Genomic DNA, 15,787 nt, shown 5'->3' with positions numbered 1-15,787 from the left:
ACATGGCGCATCTCGACGACCTGAGCGACGACGTCGCCGACTCCTCCGGCGGGGACTCGTTCCCCGAGTACGACCGCGCGCTCGGCGAGCGGCTCGACCAGCTCGACGACGCCGACGCGGAACAGCGGGCCAACGCGCTCCGGGCTGGACTCGAGGACTACGACCTCGACGAGGAGGACATCGAGCTCCTCGACGGCGCCGAACTCGGTGAGGACGGCCAGACCTATCTGCCGGCCCTGCCGGTGCTCGCGATCGTGGGACGTCCGAACGTCGGCAAGTCGGCGCTGGTCAACCGGATCCTCGGCCGCCGCGAAGCAGTCGTCCAGGACGTCCCGGGTGTGACGCGCGACCGGGTCTCCTACAAGGCGGAATGGAACGGCAAGCGCTTCACGCTCGTCGACACCGGCGGGTGGGAGCCCGACGCCACGGGCATCAACGCGTCCGTGGCGGCGCAGGCCGAGGTCGCCGTGGACCTGGCGGACGCGGTCCTGTTCGTCGTGGACGCCACCGTCGGCGCGACCGCGACGGACGAGCACGTCGTGCGGATGCTCCGGGGAACCGACAGGCCGGTCATCGTCGCCGCGAACAAGGTCGACGACGAGCGCCGCGAGCTCGACGTCCACGAGCTGTGGAACCTGGGCCTCGGCGAACCGCACCCGGTGTCGGCCCTGCACGGTCGCGGCGTCGCCGACCTGCTGGACCTCGTCGTGACGACGCTGCCCGACACCTCCGCGGTCGCCAAGCAAGAGGTGGGCGGCCCCCGTCGCGTCGCGATCCTCGGCCGACCGAACGTCGGCAAGAGCTCGCTGCTCAACAAGGCCGCGGGCGAGGAACGGGTGGTGGTGAACGACCTCGCCGGGACGACGCGCGATCCCGTCGACGAGCAGATCGAGCTGGGCGGCCGGGTCTGGCGCTTCGTCGACACGGCCGGCATCCGCAAGCGGGTGCACATGCAGCAGGGCGCCGACTTCTACGCGTCGCTCCGCACCACGGCGGCGCTCGAGAAGGCCGAGGTCGCGGTCGTCATCCTCGACGTGACCGAGCCGATCTCGGTGCAGGACCTGCGGATCATCGACCTCGTCCTCGAGTCCGGCCGCGCGCTCGTGCTCGCGTTCAACAAGTGGGACCTGCTCGATGACGACCGCCGGCGGTACCTGGAGCGTGAGATCGAGCAGGACCTGGCACACGTGGCCTGGGCGCCGCGCGTCAACATCTCGGCTCGGACCGGTCGGCACCTCGAGAAGCTGGTGCCCGCGCTGACGGTCGCGCTCGACTCGTGGGACACGCGCATCCCCACCGGGAAGGTCAACGCCTTCATCGCGGAACTCGTCCAAGAACACCCCCACCCCGTCCGCGGCGGCAAGCAGCCGCGGATCCTGTTCGGGACGCAAGCGTCCTCGCGACCCCCGACATTCGTCCTGTTCACCACCGGGTTCCTGGACCCGCAGTACCGGCGCTTCATCACCCGACGCCTCCGTGAGGTCTGGGGCTTCGAGGGGACCCCGATCACGGTCAACATGCGCGTGCGCGAGCGGCGGAAGCGGCCGTAGGTCCGGAACATCGAGGAGGGGGTGCCGTCGTCACGACGGCACCCCCTCCTCGATGCCCGCGGGCGTCCTCGGCTGCCCCGCCTGCTCGATCTCCTCGCAGCCGTTGGTCAAATATCAGTCGATCGGTCGGCTAGCCTGAGGGAGCGGGACGGGGGCCCCGCGGGTGCTGCCGGGTCTGTCACCGGCCCGGCAGCACAGCAGACGTGGGCGACGGGACGAGGGGGGACCATGACGGGATCGACGACGGACGAACTCCGCATCAGCCGCGCGGAACTGGAGGCGCTCGCACGCACGCTGGACGAGGCCGCGGACCGCGTGCTGATCGACCCGCGCATGCTCGGCCCGCACGACGACGCGGTCGGGCGAGTCGACGTGGTCGCGGAACTCGACGACGTGGTCGCTCGACAGGTGGCGCGATCCCGCGCGTGTGCCGACGACCTCCACCACCTCGGTGCCTTCGCGCGGACCACCGCTGACCGGATGGCGGAATGCGACGGGCTGTTGGCCGTCGCGGCGCGATGACCGACGACGACCCGGGCGCGGGAGACCCAGGTCAGCTCCGATCGTTGGCGCGCAACCGTGATGCGGTCCTGCGTGCCACCTCGGCTGCGGTCCGCGCCGTCCGCTCGGCAACCGAGTTCGACCACACCGCATGGGCGGGGTCGGCCGCGGACGCCTTCGCCGCGACCGTGCCGTCCGTCCTGGCCTCGGCGCTCGTCCTGGAGGCCGGTCTCCAGTTCCACGAAACGGCGCTCGCCCGGTACGCGGACGGCGTCGCTGAGATCCAGGAGGAACAGCGCGAAGCCCTCCGTCAGCTCGCCGAGGCCGAGGCGACCATCGGGTCCGAGCGGACATGGCTCCTGGATCTCGACGACCAGTTCCACCGCGTCACGGCACTCGGTGCGGGTGAACCCGGGGACCTCGCGGGCCTCCGTCAGCAGCGCGCTCGTGCCGAGGACACGGCGGCGCTCGCCGAACGGGAGCGCGCAGACGTGGAATCGGCGCTTGAGGACCTCCGCGTCCGGAGACGTCGCCTCGACGGCGCCTTCGTCGAGGCGCTGCACGACGCCGACGATGCGAACGCGGTGCTCCGGCGCGCAGGCGTGGCGGCATCGGCCACGGACCTCGTCGCCTTGCTCGCCGCGATGACGCCTGAGCAGGTGAGGTCCTACGCAGACGCGCACCGTGCGCTCGTGCGGGCTGCCTTCTCCGGCAGCGCCGACGCGGTCAGGCACCGCTGGGACAGCATGGGCGCCAGTGATGGCACCACGGCCGTCCAGTCGGCGCTGCTCGCAGCACTGCCGTCGTTCTTCGGGTCGCTCGACGGGGTCCCGGTAGAGGCGCGCGTCGCCGCGAACCGGCACGTGGCGGTGCGCCGCATCCGTCGGTTGGACCATGAGCGTGCCGCCCTCGTCGCGCGTGGCCGCCGCGGCGAGGGGGGCCTCCGACAGCGCATCGCCCAGCTCGACGCGGAACGCGCGTACCTGGCACTCGTCGTGGCCGGACGCCGACGGACGTACCTGCTGGACATCGACCACAGCCGAATCATCGAGGTCCTCGGGACGCCGAGCCCGGCGACGAGGCACGTGATCACCTACGTGCCCGGGACCTTCACCAACCTCGACGCCATGTACGGCGGGGGAGTGCGGCAGGTGCCCGCGTACCTGTCGAGGCGACACCAGGAGGGCGCGGTCGTGTTCGTGTACAAGGACGGCCGATTCCCCGGAGTCGTGGAGCCGGACGGGACAACGACCGCGAAGGGCTTCGTGATCGAGGCCAACGACACGGCCTTCGCGCTCCGCAGTGGCCGACAATTGGCGTCGTTCACCCGCGGCGTTGAGTCCGATCCAGTTCTCGCCGCTGCCCGGTCGACGGCGATCGGACACAGTTGGGGCCTGGCGAACGTCGCCGCGTCCGAGGTCGCCGGAAGCCGGTACGACGCCGTCGTCTCGCTCTCCGGCGCGGGGATGCCGTTGGACTGGCGCGCGGATCCGGCCACCGAGTACTTCGACTACTCGTACAACGACGTCCTGCAGGTGCTCCAGGCGCCCGTGCTCGATGCCGTCTGGCAGGGTGTCAACCCGCGGCACGAGCCGGCGTTCGAGCACGGTCCGTACTACCGCAGCCCCGCTGACGACGCCGCGGATCGCACACCCGGGCTCGCGGCGAGGGTCGAAGCAGAGCTCGGTGCCCTCACGAGCAACCATTCGCTGGTTGCGTCGAACGCGCCGGCCAACCGTCCGCTCCTCCAGGACCTCGACCGGCAGGTGCTGCGTTGACCGGTCCGCTGACGAACCCGTTCGCCGGTACCGTCTGCGCGATCGCCGTATTGACCGCACTCGGAGGCTGCGCCGTGATCCAACCACCCTCGCCACCCACGCCGACCCGGACCCCGGGCGAACCGACCATCGCTGAGGTCAAGGCCGGCGTGCAGCGCCGGGAGCACCAGATCGCCGATCTCGTCCCCGCCGAACTCGTCGACCGCACGCGGTCGCTGGACGAGGGCTCGTTCCTGAGCTGCGCCGACGGCCGACAATCCTGGACGGGCCGGACGTGGGTGTACCTGCATGACGCCGAACAGGTCCGGCCTGCGGTCGAGATGATCCGGCGGGCGCTCGTCGAGGCCGGAGACGGCGTCGTGTCGATACGAACGGACGCTGCCGGTGATCGCGGGGTCACCTTGACCCTGCCCCACGACGAGCAGTACCTGATCGGACCCGGGCCGGATTCGGACCCGACGGCGATCTGGATCGACTCGTTCTCGCGGTGCGTCGTGCTGCCGGGGGGTGTGCTGCCCGGCGACTCCTACTGATGCATCGCTGCCGTGCCGTGCCGTGCCGTGCGGCCGGTCATCGTGCTGGGGGTCGTGCGGACGCTTGGCTCGCGTCGCCGGTCGCTCGACCACCCGCGTGAACCGTTCTCTCAGCGACCGATGCGGCACCATTGATGCTCGGGATCGGCCCGGAGGGCAGAACGAGGATGACGCAGGCGTCGCACGGCGGTGCACTCGGCCACGGCCAGCGCAACGGTCTGCACGGACTCGCAGCGCTCGCGGACAGGGCGTGGTGCCGGTTGCGCCTCGACCGCCTCGCCGGTGGGCGTCAGGCCGGGTACGTGATCCGTGAGGACATGCGGCGGCATCCGCGGACGGTGCGCGCGTTCCGATGGATCCGTTGGCTCCTCGTGGCCGAGACGCTCGTGGGGCTCACCGCCATCGTCATCGCGGTCGTGCTCACACGGGCCGGCGTTGCCGTTCCATGGGCAGTGTGGTTCCGGGCGACCGTTGTGCTCCTGATCACCCTGACCCTCTCCGTGTTCGCGTGGCGGGCGCAGCTCGGGTACTACTGGGCATACTCACGGCTGCGGCTGTTCAGCAGGATCTTCCCCGTCGTCACGCTCGTCATCGCCGCGATCCCCGGCCTGTACCCGTTCTGGATGGTCGTCGAGCAGATCCTGTTCTCGCTGCTCATGATCGGGATCGGTGACTTCTTGACGTCGGACCACATGCGCGCCGCGTTCCCGAAGCCCGCGCCGCGGACCAGGAGTCGACGGGAACGGAGCTGAGGCAGCCGGAGCTGATGCGGCTCGCGCTGGATCCGTCCGCGCTGGCGTTCCGGGTGCTCGGTCAGGCCACCACAGCGAGTGCGAATGGCAGGACCTGCTCGACTCCGGCCTGCCGCAGCACGCGTCCGGCGACGGTCATGGTCCACCGGCTGTCCACGAGGTCGTCGACGAGCAACACCGGCCCGTGGTGTTCCTCGAGCGCGGCTCCGAGGTCAGGTCCGACGCGCACGCTGTCCCAGATGCCGGCGAGTCGATACGCACTGTTCGTCGCGCCGTCCGCGCGCATGGTGCCGCCCGTTCGCTCGAGAGTCCCGAGGAACCGCAGCTTGCCGATCCGCGCGAGCTCCCCCGCGAGCGAAGCGACCAGGAGCGGTCGCGTCCGTGACGGAAGCGCGACGACACCGGTGGGTCGGGCCTCCCAGGGCCAGTCGCGCAGCGCGCGGACGCAGCCCTGCATGAGCTCCGCGCTGATCGGGGCGTCGGCGCTGTCCGGCGCGAACAGCGCGCGGAGCGGGCCGCCCCAGCCGAGGTCGGTGAGGCGCGCGACGGCCCGGCCCGTCGCGACCTGTTCGGCTGGAGTGATCTTGCCCTTGACGGGGACGTGGAGCCGGTCCATCCCGGACGGCCACTGGAGTCGCGGCGGGATCTCGACGCCGACCTGGTCGAGCGTGCGAGCCGCCTCGGACGAGGCGGCCGCAGCCACATCGGTCGGGTACCACGCGCCTGCGCAGATGTCGCAGCGGCCGCAGGGTTCCGCCGTCGGGTCATCGAGGTCCTGCTGCAGCATCTGCATCCGGCACGTCGTCGCGTGCTCGTACCGGATCATCGACTCCTGCTCGGCGATGCGCGCCTGCGCGACTCGTTGGTACCGCTCGGCGTCGTACTGCCACGGTTCACCCGTGGCGACCCAGCCGCCGGACACGCGGCGGACCGCGCCGTCGACGTCCAAGACCTTGAGTAACAGCTCGAGCGTCGATCGCTTGATGTCGACGAGGCCTTCGAGCGCCACCGTCGAGAACGCCCGATCCCGCTCGAGTTGCCGGAGCACGGCGTTCGCACGGTCCTCGGACGGCATCGAGGCGTTCGCGAAGTACTGCCAGATCTCGCGGTCCTCGCGACCGGGGAGCAGCAAGACGTCGGCGTTCGGGGTGGCCCGACCTGCACGCCCGATCTGCTGGTAGTACGCGACGGGCGAGGACGGCGCCCCGACGTGGACGACGAACCCCAGGTCCGGCTTGTCGAACCCCATCCCGAGGGCGCTCGTGGCGACGAGGGCGCGGAGTTCGTTGTCCTTCAGCTGCTGCTCGAGCTGCGCGCGTTCCTCGGCGTCGGTGCGACCGCTGTAGGCCCGGACGGCATGGCCGGCCTCGCGGAGGAGGCGAGCGATGTCCTCGGCCGCCGACACCGTCAGCGTGTAGATGATCCCGCTGCCCGGCAGGTCCTGCAGGTGCGCGATGAGCCACCCGAGGCGAGCACGCGCGTCCGGGAGGTCCAGCACACCGAGACGCAGCGACGCTCGCGCGAGCGAACCACGGATCGTGAACACCGGTGCGTCCGGTGTGACCGTGAGCTGTTCCTCGACGTCGGCCGCCACCCGGGCATTCGCGGTCGCGGTCGTCGCGAGGACGGGAACCCCGTCCGGCAGGGCTCGGATCAGGTCGGCGAGACGCCGGTAGTCGGGGCGGAAGTCGTGACCCCAGTCGGAGATGCAGTGGGCCTCGTCGACGACGAGCAGGCCGAGCCGTTCGACCAGGGTCGGGAGCTGTTCGTCTCGGAAGCGCGGGTTGTTGAGGCGTTCGGGGGAGACGAGGAGCACGTCGACCTCGTCGGCGCGGAGCGCGGCGGTGATGTCGCCCCACTCGTGCGCGTTCGCCGAGTTCATCGCCATCGCTCGAACGCCGGCCCGTGCCGCGGCCGCCACCTGATCCCGCATGAGCGCCAGCAGTGGCGAGACGAGGACGGTCGGACCGGCGCCGCGGCGCCGCAGCAACAACGTGGCGAGGAAGTAGACCGCCGATTTTCCCCACCCGGTGCGCTGCACCACGAGCGCACGCTGCCGGTGTTCGACGAGCGCACTGATCGCCTCGAGCTGGCCGTCGTGGAACACGGCGTCCTGCCGCCCGGTCAGGGCGTGCAGCGCCTCGAGCGCCTCGGCGCGGAGGGCTTCGGACGGGGCCACGACGGTGGCGGGATCGCTGGTCACCACTCCATGGTGACAGGCGGGGCCGACAACACCTGGGCCTCCCGGCCATCCTGTGGACAACGAGGCGGGTAGGCGCTCTGTGGGATCAGTCTTCGGAGCTGATCAGGCGGCGTCGTGCCGACAGCAGGTCGACCTCCGGCCGCTCGGCCATCCACTGCTCGGCCGCGTCGAGTACCTCGACGACGTGCCCGGCGGAGGCAGCCACGGCCGCCAGCCCGACGCCCGCGCGGCGGTGCAGGTCGAGATGGTCGGTCTCCGCAGCGCTCACGGCGAACCGGCGGCGGAGTTCCGCGACGATGGGACGGACGACCGCACGCTTCTCCTTGAGGGAGTGCACATCACCGAGCAGCAGGTCGAACTCCAGGGTCCCCGTCCACATGCGCTCCAGTCTCCACCGGAGTCCACAGGATCCGTCGGGAGGCACGGCGCTCGTCGCGGACTCGTCCTACCGTGGTGGCATGAGCGATCGACACCTCGACATCCCCGGCTCCCGGCTCGCGTACGACGTCTTGGGCGCCGGTGACCGCGTCGTCATCGTCGCGCACGGCCTCGGCGCCAGCCGGGCGGCGGAGGACGCCGAGGGCGTATTCGACTGGTCCGCGGTCGCCGCGGACGCCCGCCTCGTCCGGTACGACGCTCGCGGCCACGGGGTCTCCACCGGTCGCGCGCAGCCGTCCGACTACCAATGGGCGGCGCTCGCCGACGACCTGCTGGCGCTCGCGGACGCCGTGTCGCCGGATGCACCAGTTGATGCCATTGGTGCGTCGATGGGCACGGCGACGATCATCTGGGCAGCCACGCGACGCCCAGAACGGTTCCGTCGCCTCGTGCTCAACATCCCGCCGACGGCGTGGGAGACACGGGCCAACCAGGGGAACCTGTACCGGGCGGGTGCCGACCTCGTCGAACACGAGGGGATGGACGGGTGGCGCCGTGCCATGGCGGCAGCTCCGTCGGTGCCGATCCTGGAGCAGGGCGGGTGGGCGTTCGATCGCGACCCCGATGTGCCTGCGGACTTGCTGCCGTCGGTGTTCCGCGGCGCCGCCGGGTCGGACTTCCCCGATGCCGACGCCGTCGCCACGATCGGACACGAGACGCTGCTGCTGCCGTGGGCGACGGACTCTGGGCATCCGGTGAGCACGGCCGAACGGCTCGCCGAGCTGCTGCCGTCCGCCACGCTCGAGGTCGCTGAGACGCCGGACACGATCCGGGGGTGGGGCGCGAGAGCTGCCTCGTTCCTCCGCGGCTGAGGACGGTCCTCCCCGACGGTCCGGCCCGCCGAGCGCCCGCTGGCTGGCGTGCGCGGCCGGGAGGCGCGGGTCCGCTATGCTTGTCGGGTCGCTCTGGTCGGAGCGGCACCAGAGTCCGCTCGTCGGGCTCTCGGGCTGTGGCGCAGCTTGGTAGCGCACTTGACTGGGGGTCAAGGGGTCGCAGGTTCAAATCCTGTCAGCCCGACCAAGGGGCCAACGTGAAAATCGTCTGAAGAACTGGCTCACAAGAAGAAGCTCACCGAGGATCTCGGTGGGCTTCTTTCTCGTTTCGGCGGCTGCCTGTGCTTCCGAGCTGTCCGGCAGCTCGACCCAGGGCACGAGGGTCTGCTGCAGGTTCGGCACGAGCGTTGCAGGGCCGGTCTGCCCGTCCGATCGGCCCGATGGAACGATTCGCTGCAGGCGACGGCGCACGGCGCGTTGCAGACGCATACCTCATGATGAGCGTTTCGTAAACCCTCCTGTTCGGGACGGGGCCGTCCTTACGCTTCAAGTGCTGGCTCAGTCCCCGTCAGCCGCTCCGAGCACTCGTGACCTTGGCTCGCTGTGTCTCACGAATCCGTAGGAGCTGACCTTGTATCGAGTCGATCGTGCCGCCGATTTCCATCCTCGAACGCTGACTCGGGAACGGCATCTCCCGCAGCGATCGGTTCGCCTGCACACCGACCGTGTCAGCCCGCGGCTCCTCTCCTCGGCGCTTGCAGAGAGGCTGGGCGGCTCGTGGGTGCCAGGAGCCGACAGGTGCGGTCTGCTCGACATCGAGGGGACGGCGTGGCCATGGTGAGGCGGAACGCGGTCACTGCCCGGTCCACCGGAGCGCAATGGCTCTTGTCGGTCGGCAGGACACCGCTGCTCCGCGTTGACACGCCCGCAGAAGCAGAAGTGTTCGGCCGGGAGCTTGCAACGGCGCTCGGCCTCGCCTTCGACACCACCGGCACGCTGGAGTGACAACCAGGCCGTTCGGTGGTGGGCAGTGAGGCTCGTGCTGAGGCGGGGCCGCGAGCGCGTCAGTCCGCGTCGATACCGGTGATGGCGATGCTGACACCGGGCTCGATCAGGAGTTCGGTCTGCCGGTATGAGCCTTCGCCGTGGTTCACGCGCATCCATGTTGGGGCTTCCGCCCGGACCGCAGCGAGCAGCGTCGCCTTGACCTCGTCGAGGTCCGCGTCAGTCACGCTGTACTCGATACCGCCGTAGGTGATGTTGATCCGCTTCATGGTCAGTTGCCGCCGTTTCCGGTCGCCGGAGAGCGCGGTTCCTCGAGGACCTGAAGCCCTTGCGCTGTGTTCGAGGAGAGCTCCAGGGCGGCTATCCACTCCCGGTTGAGAGCGGGCATCCGGCTGCCGTAGAACTTGAACACCAGCGGGATCGTCGGATGGATCCAGATGGTGGTTCGGCCGTCGCCGACCCGTCGGTCGTCTTTCCAAGAGAAGTAGAACGCTTCGTTCCGGCGCAGCTTCAGGCCGATCACGATCTGCAGATGCCCGAGGAGCCGGTCGTCGAACTCGACGTTGAGCGAGTGGTCGTACGTCAAGCTACCCATGATGCGCCCTCATCCAATTTGGACATCAGGGCCGCCCATTGGCGAACAAGATGCGGCCGCCCGCAACCTGCGAAGCGCCCTGGGGCTATCCTACTCGCGATATCCGAGGCCGGGCCCCGGCGGCCATGACGTTCTCGTGTCCGCGACGCTGCAGGAGTCGTCGGGATGGCCCTGCTGCACGCCGTCCCCGCTCTCCGTCTCGCGCCGAGAACGACCGAGGGCGCTTGTCTTCTGCTCGAGGCTCCTGACGAGGTATTCGTCGACGATGCCTTCGTGTTCGCGGGGCTCTGGCACGTTCATGACCTGGCTTGCTCGGCCGAGGAGGATCTCCGCTGGGGCGACGTCACCGCTCTCGAGGAGCACCGAGAAGGCGACGGTGTCCGGGGTGCCGCTGGTCTGCTCGGACCCGGAAACGTGGCCACCCGGGGCAACCCGATGGAGGCCGCGACAGCTCGACCTGTCGGAGCGCACGGATCGGTGTGCACCAGGAGCCGTGCAGCGGCGTGCGAGTGCAGATGCTCCGGCGCGTACGGTCGACTCATGAAGCACGTGACGTACTCGGACAAGTCGCTCCTGTTGGGCGACACCACGGCAGATCTGCTCCTCGAGTACGCCAGTGCCCTCGGCACCGACGGCACCGCGGACGCCGTCACCGTCAAGGCGATGAGCTCCGATGGCGACGACGTCGAAGCGACGTTCCTCCTCGGCGAAGGCGCACCGCTCATGGCCGAGACCTCGACCACCACAGTGCCCGAGCCCGACAACGCGGACGCGGACACCTATCTGCGGGAAAAGATCGAAGCCCTCGTCCACCCGGCCAAGGCGACGACCCTGCCGGAGGGAGACGTCTACCCCGACGACTACGCCGAGTTCCAGTCGTGAGAGCCGCCGCCACCGCTGTGGGCAGGCGCCTCTGCGCGTCGGTGCGCGATCTCGTGCGGGGAGGAAGGGCCTCCCCAGCGGGATCATCCGGAGGCTAGCTGCCGAGCAGCAGCACTCGTCCGCCGCCCGAGGCGCGACGTGCTTCGGCTCCCCCGTCGCGGGGGAGAGCCGACTGTGCTCGGCGAGAGGCCTCCCGTGGATCGGTCAGCGCTGATATGGCCCGGAGGGCCATGCCGGAGACCACGCGCACGCCAGCCGGCAGCAGCAGCGCGTCACCGTCGGTAGAGCTCGCGCCGGACGCGGACCGCGTAGTCACGGAGCAGATCGAGTTCGACGGAAGCCTCGTCCCGCGGCTTCGGGTCGAACACGCACACGGCGCCCACACGCGTGCCGTCGAGCGTCTCGAGCGGGTACCCGGCGTAGAACCGCACGTCGTTCCGCGGCAATGGCCGCTTCGCCTGCCAGGCGTCCCCGACGACGAGCGGGCCGGAGCCGAGCACCGTCGTCCTGCAGAACGAGTTCTGCAGAGGACTGCTGCCGACCGGGAACCACCGGCCGGCCTTGGTCCACTGCCGGTTCTCCGGGATGAAGGTGATCGCCGCACCCTCGGTGCGGAAGACCCGCGCCATGCTGTCGACGATGCGGTCGAACCGGGCCTCCCGAGCCGTGTCGAGGATGCCGAGCTGGTCCACCGCCTCGTACCGCTCCTGGCACGGCTGAGGCGCGTCGCGGTGCCACTGCGGGCTCCGCGCAGTGGCGCGCTGATGGGCGAGGAGCGCCCTGGACACCTCGAGCACCCGGGGCAACCCGTTCATCGTCGTGCTGTCCACGGCCAGGATGACGACCTCGTCCCGTCCCGTCTGCAGGGCTGCGGCGAGGTCCGACTGGTCCTCGCGGTGGGCGAGCACCACGATCGCCTCGGTGGTCGGCAGCAGTCGCTGCCGGAACCGGTCCACCTGCTCGAGGAGGTCTGCCGCGGCCGCGGCCACGGCCCCGGCGGAGGTCCGTCCGTGGATCACGCTGTCGGTGAGGGTGACGACGACGACGTCGTAGTTGACGCACCGCAGCGTGGTCGCTGCAGCGGCGAGCGGATCACCGGACCAGGCCGACCACGACACGGCCGTGACGTCCGCCCCGCGGCCGGTCATCGCGGCGAGCGCATCCGCCGTGATGCGCGCGCCCTGGTCGAGGGCGCTGCCGGGCGGGAACAGCGCGTCCCCGAACACGAGGACGCGATCGGGGTCCAGTCCCGTCGCTGATTCCGTGACGACCTTCGCGGTCGTCGGTCGAAGTGCTGCGAGCGACGTCATCGTCATCTCTCCTGATCGAAATGCGGTGATCCGGGCCGGTGGTGTTGCCGGCCCACCCCTCACGATAACGAGCCGAACCGAGCCTGAGAGGCCTCGCAGGGAACCCAGATCGGGGGCCATGGCCGAGAGCGATGACGTATTCCGTCCGTGCGCTTCGCCCGGCGTCCGCCGCGCTCGTCATGCGCGTGCGGTGCGGGGCGTCACGGGAGCGGGCGGATGTTCTCGGCCTGGGGTCCTTTGTTGCGTCCCTTCTTCCCCGGACCGAGGTCGTAGTGCACGCGCTGGTGGTCGTTCAGGACGCGTTCTCCGCTGGCCGGGACGATGCTGGAGAAGTGGGCGAAGACGTCATCGGTGCCGTCGTCGGGCGTGATGAAGCCGTAGCCCTTGGTGTTGTCGAACCATTTCACGGTGCCTGTGGGCATGTCGTGCCGGCCTGATCTCGGATGGTCGAGCCGGGCACGGGATGCAAGTGGTCCGGAGGGACCTCGACCGGGATCACGCGGATCGGCCGGCCGAGGCTGGTGTGGTCAATGGATGCGGAGTTCCGCGACCATGGGGCATGCGAACGGGTCGCGGGCGGAGAGACCGACGCGGTTGAGGTAGCGGACGACGATGCCGTAGCTGCGGAGGAGCGTGGTCTCGGTGTAGGGCACGTCGAGTGTGTCGCAGTGGTCGCGGACGAGCAGACGAGCCTGCTTGAGCGCCGGCCGCGGCATGCTCGGGAACAGGTGGTGCTCGACCTGGTAGTTGAGGCCGCCCATGAGGAACGACACCCACCAGCCGCCGCGGATGTTCCGGGAGGTCCGCACCTGTCGCGAGAAGAAGTCGACCTTCGCGTCATGGGCGATGGTGGGCATCCCCTTGTGGTTGGGCGCGAACGAGGCGCCCATCATGATCCCGAAGACGGCGAGCTGGACGCCGAGGAACGCGCACGCCATGCCGAAGGGCAGGAACCAGAACACGGCCGTGAGGTAGAGACCGAACCGGACCGCGAGGAGTCCCGCCTCGAGCCAACGGTGCCGCACGTCCGCTTTGGTGTCCTTGCCGGTGGCGATTGAGCGCACCGCGAGCCAGTGCAGGTTCACGCCCTCGAAGGCGAGCAGCGGGAAGAACGCGTAGCCCTGCACCCGCATCAGCCACCGCAGGGGCCCCCGCACCGCGGCGGCGTCCTCCGGGAGGAATCGGATGGTGTCCGGCGCGATGTCCGGGTCCTTGCCGACCGTGTTCGGGTTCCCGTGGTGCCGGGTGTGCTTGTTCATCCACCAGGAGTAGCTCAGCCCCACCAGGAAGGTGCCGATGTAGCGGCCGGCGCGGTCGTTCCACCGTTGTGAGGTGAAGATCTGGCGGTGCGCGGCCTCGTGGGACAGGAACGCGAACTGCGTGAAGATCACGCCGAGTGCGGCGGCGACGATGAGCTGGAACCAGGAGTCACCGAGGAACGCGAACGCGACCCATGCAAGGGTGAGCGTGCCGGCCAAGCTGCCGAACAGCGACCAGTAGAAGCCGGTTCGGCGTCGGAGCAGGTGGTGGTCCTTCACCTGCGCGAGGAGCGCGGAGTACGTCGACGTGCCGGAACGGCCGCCGGAGCTGGGGCGGGTGCGGGTGTAGCCCGCGGCGATCGGATCGGTGGTCGTCAAAGGACCAGCCTTCCGTCAGGATCGGTCCTTCAACCGGTGCAGCAGAGTTCACGCAGTCGCGCTTGCTCGCGACGATACGCGACCGACATGCGAGTCGGCCTTCCCCGGGGTACGAGTCCGGCCCCCGCACGATCCGACCGGGAGGCGCCCACCGCGGCGGTGGACCAGGCGCCGGCTCCGCTGCGGCGGAAGCAGGTCGGCCGATCCGAGTGTCAGTGGAGGCGCCAGCGAGCGACGACGAACTGGTCAGGGGACATTCCTGCTGCCACAGCCGCATCGAGCCAGGCGATCTGACTCGCTGTCGGTGCTGTGCGCCCGCGGACCGTCTGGTAGAACACGACGTCGCCCTCATGGCCGGCCGTGACCGACCAGGCGCCGGCCCAGCTGCCCCGCTGCTCGGCGATGCGTTCGAGCGCCGCCCCGGACGGTGCATGGGAGACGGGGTCCTGGATCTGGTCGTGCCGGCCCAGTCTCGGGTCCCAGCACGACATCATCTGGGGACGGTCATCGCGGCTGTCGTGCCGGAGCTCGTCGAGCCACCGGGCGTCCCACCCGTACGCGGTCGCCATCGAGGCGACCGCGAGTTCCACGAACATCGGCTCGATCCGCCGGCTCACGACCGGCTTCCTCCCGTACGCGTCGGCGATGGGGGCACCAGTCCACTTCGGGAACGCCACCTCCACGCTCGGCACGACGTGGGACCCGAGGTGCTCGTGAGAAGTGGGACTGAGAGTGCGAGGGTAGGCGGGCATCCCTCGAGCCTAGGCGGGTGCGCATGTGGCCCTGGCCAGGAGCGGCTCTGGTCGCCGTCGACGACATGGAGGACCTCGGGTCCGCCGCGGGGCCGCCCGGCTCCCGCTGCGCCTCGCGGACACAGCGGGAGCCGGATCGGTCACGCCGCTGCCGGGTCCTGTGGGCGACGGCGCTGCGTCTCGAGCCAGCCTCGCAGGTCGGCAGCCTCGGGGACGATCTTCCGCGTCCCGGGTCGATCGGCCAGGTATGACGGCGAGGTCGCGAACCAACTGAACATGGCGTGCATGTCCGCGTCGGAGGCGAGGACCTCCACCGGGAGCGCCTCGAACCGCGCTTCGATGCCGTAGACCTCGCCGATGGTGGCGGCGACCTGGTCCATCGTGAGTTCGTCGCCGGCGATCTCGATGGCCGAGCCGGCCAGCAGGTCCGGGTCGAGCAGCAATCGCGCCGCCGTGCGGCCGACGTCACGGACGGCGATCATCTGCATCGGCAGGTCGGCCGGCATCGGGAACCGCAGCACGAAGTCGTCGGCGTCGCTCGTCGGCAGCTGTTGGAGCAGGTTCTCCATGAAGAAGGCCGGTCGTACGAAGGTCGCCGGCACGTCCAGCTGTTCCAGGCGCTCCTCGACGCGACGCTTGCTCTCGAAGTGGGGGACGCCGGTCCCGCGCTCGGCGCCACCGACCGACGAGTACACGACCCGTGGGACGCCGGCACGGGCGGCGGCGTCGGCGACCGTGATCCCGCGACGGGCCTCCCCTTCGGTGCCGTCGGGGCCTTCGAAGGTGGTGAAGAAGAAGAGTCCTGCCGTGCCGGCGAGGGCGCGCTCGAGCGCATCGCGGTCCTCCTGGTCCGCGGCGACGACCTCGACACCGCGGTCTCGGAGGGCGGAGGCGGCATCGGCGTCCGGATGGCGGACGAGGGCGCGCACCGGGGCTCCGGCGGCGAGCAGCTCGTCCACCGCTGCTGATCCCTGGTTGCCTGTCGCGCCGATGACGGCGAAGGGGGTTCGAGAACTGGTCATGATGCTCCGATCAGAGATGGCGTCGTCGGTCAACGCCGGATGGGTTGGTTGTTCCG

The 15,787-nt window shown here is 70.1% G+C and carries 18 protein-coding genes and 1 tRNA gene; 9 read left to right on the top strand and 10 right to left on the bottom strand.

What is annotated here, in order from left to right:
- Positions 1 to 2: 2 nt before the first annotated feature.
- The 5 genes from der to DEI81_RS14065 all read left to right on the top strand — a co-directional run bounded on the left by der (position 3) and on the right by DEI81_RS14065 (position 5,114).
- Positions 3 to 1,550: a ribosome biogenesis GTPase Der gene (gene der, locus DEI81_RS14085; RefSeq protein ID WP_111011359.1), complete on the top strand. Its 1,548-nt coding sequence runs from the start codon at positions 3 to 5 to the stop codon at positions 1,548 to 1,550.
- Positions 1,551 to 1,778: 228 nt separating this feature from the next.
- Entirely contained in the window at positions 1,779 to 2,072 is a 294-nt protein-coding gene (locus tag DEI81_RS14080; RefSeq protein ID WP_111011358.1) for a hypothetical protein, read from the top strand.
- On the top strand, positions 2,069 to 3,829 hold the full coding sequence (locus tag DEI81_RS14075) for a hypothetical protein (protein ID WP_111011357.1): 1,761 nt from the start codon (positions 2,069 to 2,071) through the stop codon (positions 3,827 to 3,829). Before DEI81_RS14080 ends, DEI81_RS14075 begins: the two co-directional genes overlap by 4 nt.
- A 74-nt stretch (positions 3,830 to 3,903) precedes the next feature.
- Positions 3,904 to 4,362, top strand: coding sequence for a hypothetical protein (locus DEI81_RS14070; RefSeq protein WP_146244116.1), 459 nt, complete (start codon positions 3,904 to 3,906; stop codon positions 4,360 to 4,362).
- A 167-nt stretch (positions 4,363 to 4,529) separates the two neighbouring features.
- A complete protein-coding gene (locus DEI81_RS14065; protein WP_258368752.1) occupies positions 4,530 to 5,114 on the top strand; it encodes a hypothetical protein in 585 nt (194 codons plus the stop codon).
- Between the two features lie 61 nt (positions 5,115 to 5,175).
- Here the strand turns inward: DEI81_RS14065 and DEI81_RS14060 are convergent, their stop codons facing one another.
- Positions 5,176 to 7,320, bottom strand: coding sequence for an ATP-dependent DNA helicase RecQ (locus DEI81_RS14060; RefSeq protein ID WP_111011355.1), 2,145 nt, complete (start codon positions 7,318 to 7,320; stop codon positions 5,176 to 5,178).
- An 82-nt stretch (positions 7,321 to 7,402) separates the two neighbouring features.
- A complete protein-coding gene (locus tag DEI81_RS14055; protein WP_111011354.1) occupies positions 7,403 to 7,696 on the bottom strand; it encodes a DUF503 domain-containing protein in 294 nt (97 codons plus the stop codon).
- A 79-nt stretch (positions 7,697 to 7,775) separates the two neighbouring features.
- Between DEI81_RS14055 and DEI81_RS14050 the strand changes: the two genes are divergently transcribed.
- Both DEI81_RS14050 and DEI81_RS14045 read left to right on the top strand, forming a co-directional pair.
- Complete coding sequence (locus DEI81_RS14050; protein WP_111011374.1) at positions 7,776 to 8,567, top strand: alpha/beta fold hydrolase; 792 nt, start codon at positions 7,776 to 7,778, stop codon at positions 8,565 to 8,567.
- Between the two features lie 131 nt (positions 8,568 to 8,698).
- Positions 8,699 to 8,775: transfer RNA gene (locus DEI81_RS14045), tRNA-Pro, on the top strand.
- Here the strand turns inward: DEI81_RS14045 and DEI81_RS16050 are convergent.
- On the bottom strand, positions 8,754 to 9,017 hold the full coding sequence (locus DEI81_RS16050) for a hypothetical protein (protein ID WP_146244115.1): 264 nt from the start codon (positions 9,015 to 9,017) through the stop codon (positions 8,754 to 8,756). The two genes, DEI81_RS14045 and DEI81_RS16050, sit on opposite strands and share 22 nt — an antisense overlap.
- Positions 9,018 to 9,356: 339 nt before the next feature.
- Here DEI81_RS16050 and DEI81_RS16305 point away from each other — a divergent pair, with 339 nt between their 5' ends.
- On the top strand, positions 9,357 to 9,533 hold the full coding sequence (locus DEI81_RS16305) for a hypothetical protein (protein ID WP_181435440.1): 177 nt from the start codon (positions 9,357 to 9,359) through the stop codon (positions 9,531 to 9,533).
- A 59-nt stretch (positions 9,534 to 9,592) separates the two neighbouring features.
- Here DEI81_RS16305 and DEI81_RS14040 read toward each other — a convergent pair whose 3' ends face one another.
- Both DEI81_RS14040 and DEI81_RS14035 read right to left on the bottom strand, forming a co-directional pair.
- Positions 9,593 to 9,802: a hypothetical protein gene (locus DEI81_RS14040; protein ID WP_111011353.1), complete on the bottom strand. Its 210-nt coding sequence runs from the start codon at positions 9,800 to 9,802 to the stop codon at positions 9,593 to 9,595.
- Between the two features lie 2 nt (positions 9,803 to 9,804).
- Positions 9,805 to 10,128 (bottom strand): ATP-dependent DNA ligase, encoded by a 324-nt coding sequence (locus DEI81_RS14035; RefSeq protein WP_111011352.1) that lies wholly within the window; start codon positions 10,126 to 10,128, stop codon positions 9,805 to 9,807.
- Positions 10,129 to 10,668: 540 nt separating this feature from the next.
- Here DEI81_RS14035 and DEI81_RS14025 point away from each other — a divergent pair.
- Positions 10,669 to 11,010: a hypothetical protein gene (locus DEI81_RS14025; RefSeq protein ID WP_111011350.1), complete on the top strand. Its 342-nt coding sequence runs from the start codon at positions 10,669 to 10,671 to the stop codon at positions 11,008 to 11,010.
- Positions 11,011 to 11,282: 272 nt separating this feature from the next.
- On the opposite strand, the gene DEI81_RS14020 is transcribed toward DEI81_RS14025, so the two are convergent.
- The 5 genes from DEI81_RS14020 to DEI81_RS14000 form a co-directional block, all read right to left on the bottom strand.
- Positions 11,283 to 12,320, bottom strand: coding sequence for a GAF domain-containing protein (locus tag DEI81_RS14020; protein WP_146244113.1), 1,038 nt, complete (start codon positions 12,318 to 12,320; stop codon positions 11,283 to 11,285).
- A 200-nt stretch (positions 12,321 to 12,520) separates the two neighbouring features.
- Complete coding sequence (locus DEI81_RS14015; RefSeq protein WP_111011348.1) at positions 12,521 to 12,742, bottom strand: cold-shock protein; 222 nt, start codon at positions 12,740 to 12,742, stop codon at positions 12,521 to 12,523.
- 105 nt (positions 12,743 to 12,847) lie between these two features.
- Complete coding sequence (locus DEI81_RS14010) at positions 12,848 to 13,957, bottom strand: acyl-CoA desaturase (RefSeq protein ID WP_111011347.1); 1,110 nt, start codon at positions 13,955 to 13,957, stop codon at positions 12,848 to 12,850.
- A gap of 212 nt (positions 13,958 to 14,169) precedes the next feature.
- Positions 14,170 to 14,709 carry a hypothetical protein gene (locus DEI81_RS14005; RefSeq protein ID WP_146244112.1) on the bottom strand — a complete coding sequence of 180 codons (540 nt, stop codon included), beginning with the start codon at positions 14,707 to 14,709 and terminating at the stop codon, positions 14,170 to 14,172.
- Between the two features lie 140 nt (positions 14,710 to 14,849).
- Positions 14,850 to 15,731 carry an NmrA/HSCARG family protein gene (locus tag DEI81_RS14000; RefSeq protein WP_181435439.1) on the bottom strand — a complete coding sequence of 294 codons (882 nt, stop codon included), beginning with the start codon at positions 15,729 to 15,731 and terminating at the stop codon, positions 14,850 to 14,852.
- Between the last annotated feature and the right edge of the window lie 56 nt (positions 15,732 to 15,787).

This window comes from Curtobacterium sp. MCBD17_013 (assembly GCF_003234565.1).
Classification (GTDB): domain Bacteria; phylum Actinomycetota; class Actinomycetes; order Actinomycetales; family Microbacteriaceae; genus Curtobacterium.
This window is presented reverse-complemented; position numbering and strand designations above follow the sequence as displayed.

Excerpts from the sequence above, each read along its gene's own strand:
- DEI81_RS14020 (WP_146244113.1), bottom strand. The coding sequence starts at position 12,320 with ATGACGTCGCTCGCAGCACTTCGACCGACGACCGCGAAGGTCGTCACG.
- DEI81_RS14000 (WP_181435439.1), bottom strand. The coding sequence starts at position 15,731 with ATGACCAGTTCTCGAACCCCCTTCGCCGTCATCGGCGCGACAGGCAAC.
- DEI81_RS14015 (WP_111011348.1), bottom strand. The coding sequence starts at position 12,742 with ATGCCCACAGGCACCGTGAAATGGTTCGACAACACCAAGGGCTACGGC.
- DEI81_RS14055 (WP_111011354.1), bottom strand. The coding sequence starts at position 7,696 with ATGTGGACGGGGACCCTGGAGTTCGACCTGCTGCTCGGTGATGTGCAC.
- der (WP_111011359.1), top strand. The coding sequence starts at position 3 with ATGGCGCATCTCGACGACCTGAGCGACGACGTCGCCGACTCCTCCGGC.
- DEI81_RS14065 (WP_258368752.1), top strand. The coding sequence starts at position 4,530 with ATGACGCAGGCGTCGCACGGCGGTGCACTCGGCCACGGCCAGCGCAAC.
- DEI81_RS14035 (WP_111011352.1), bottom strand. The coding sequence starts at position 10,128 with ATGGGTAGCTTGACGTACGACCACTCGCTCAACGTCGAGTTCGACGAC.
- DEI81_RS14025 (WP_111011350.1), top strand. The coding sequence starts at position 10,669 with ATGAAGCACGTGACGTACTCGGACAAGTCGCTCCTGTTGGGCGACACC.
- DEI81_RS14075 (WP_111011357.1), top strand. The coding sequence starts at position 2,069 with ATGACCGACGACGACCCGGGCGCGGGAGACCCAGGTCAGCTCCGATCG.
- DEI81_RS16050 (WP_146244115.1), bottom strand. The coding sequence starts at position 9,017 with ATGCGTCTGCAACGCGCCGTGCGCCGTCGCCTGCAGCGAATCGTTCCA.
- DEI81_RS14040 (WP_111011353.1), bottom strand. The coding sequence starts at position 9,802 with ATGAAGCGGATCAACATCACCTACGGCGGTATCGAGTACAGCGTGACT.
- DEI81_RS14050 (WP_111011374.1), top strand. The coding sequence starts at position 7,776 with ATGAGCGATCGACACCTCGACATCCCCGGCTCCCGGCTCGCGTACGAC.
- DEI81_RS14005 (WP_146244112.1), bottom strand. The coding sequence starts at position 14,709 with ATGCCCGCCTACCCTCGCACTCTCAGTCCCACTTCTCACGAGCACCTC.
- DEI81_RS14080 (WP_111011358.1), top strand. The coding sequence starts at position 1,779 with ATGACGGGATCGACGACGGACGAACTCCGCATCAGCCGCGCGGAACTG.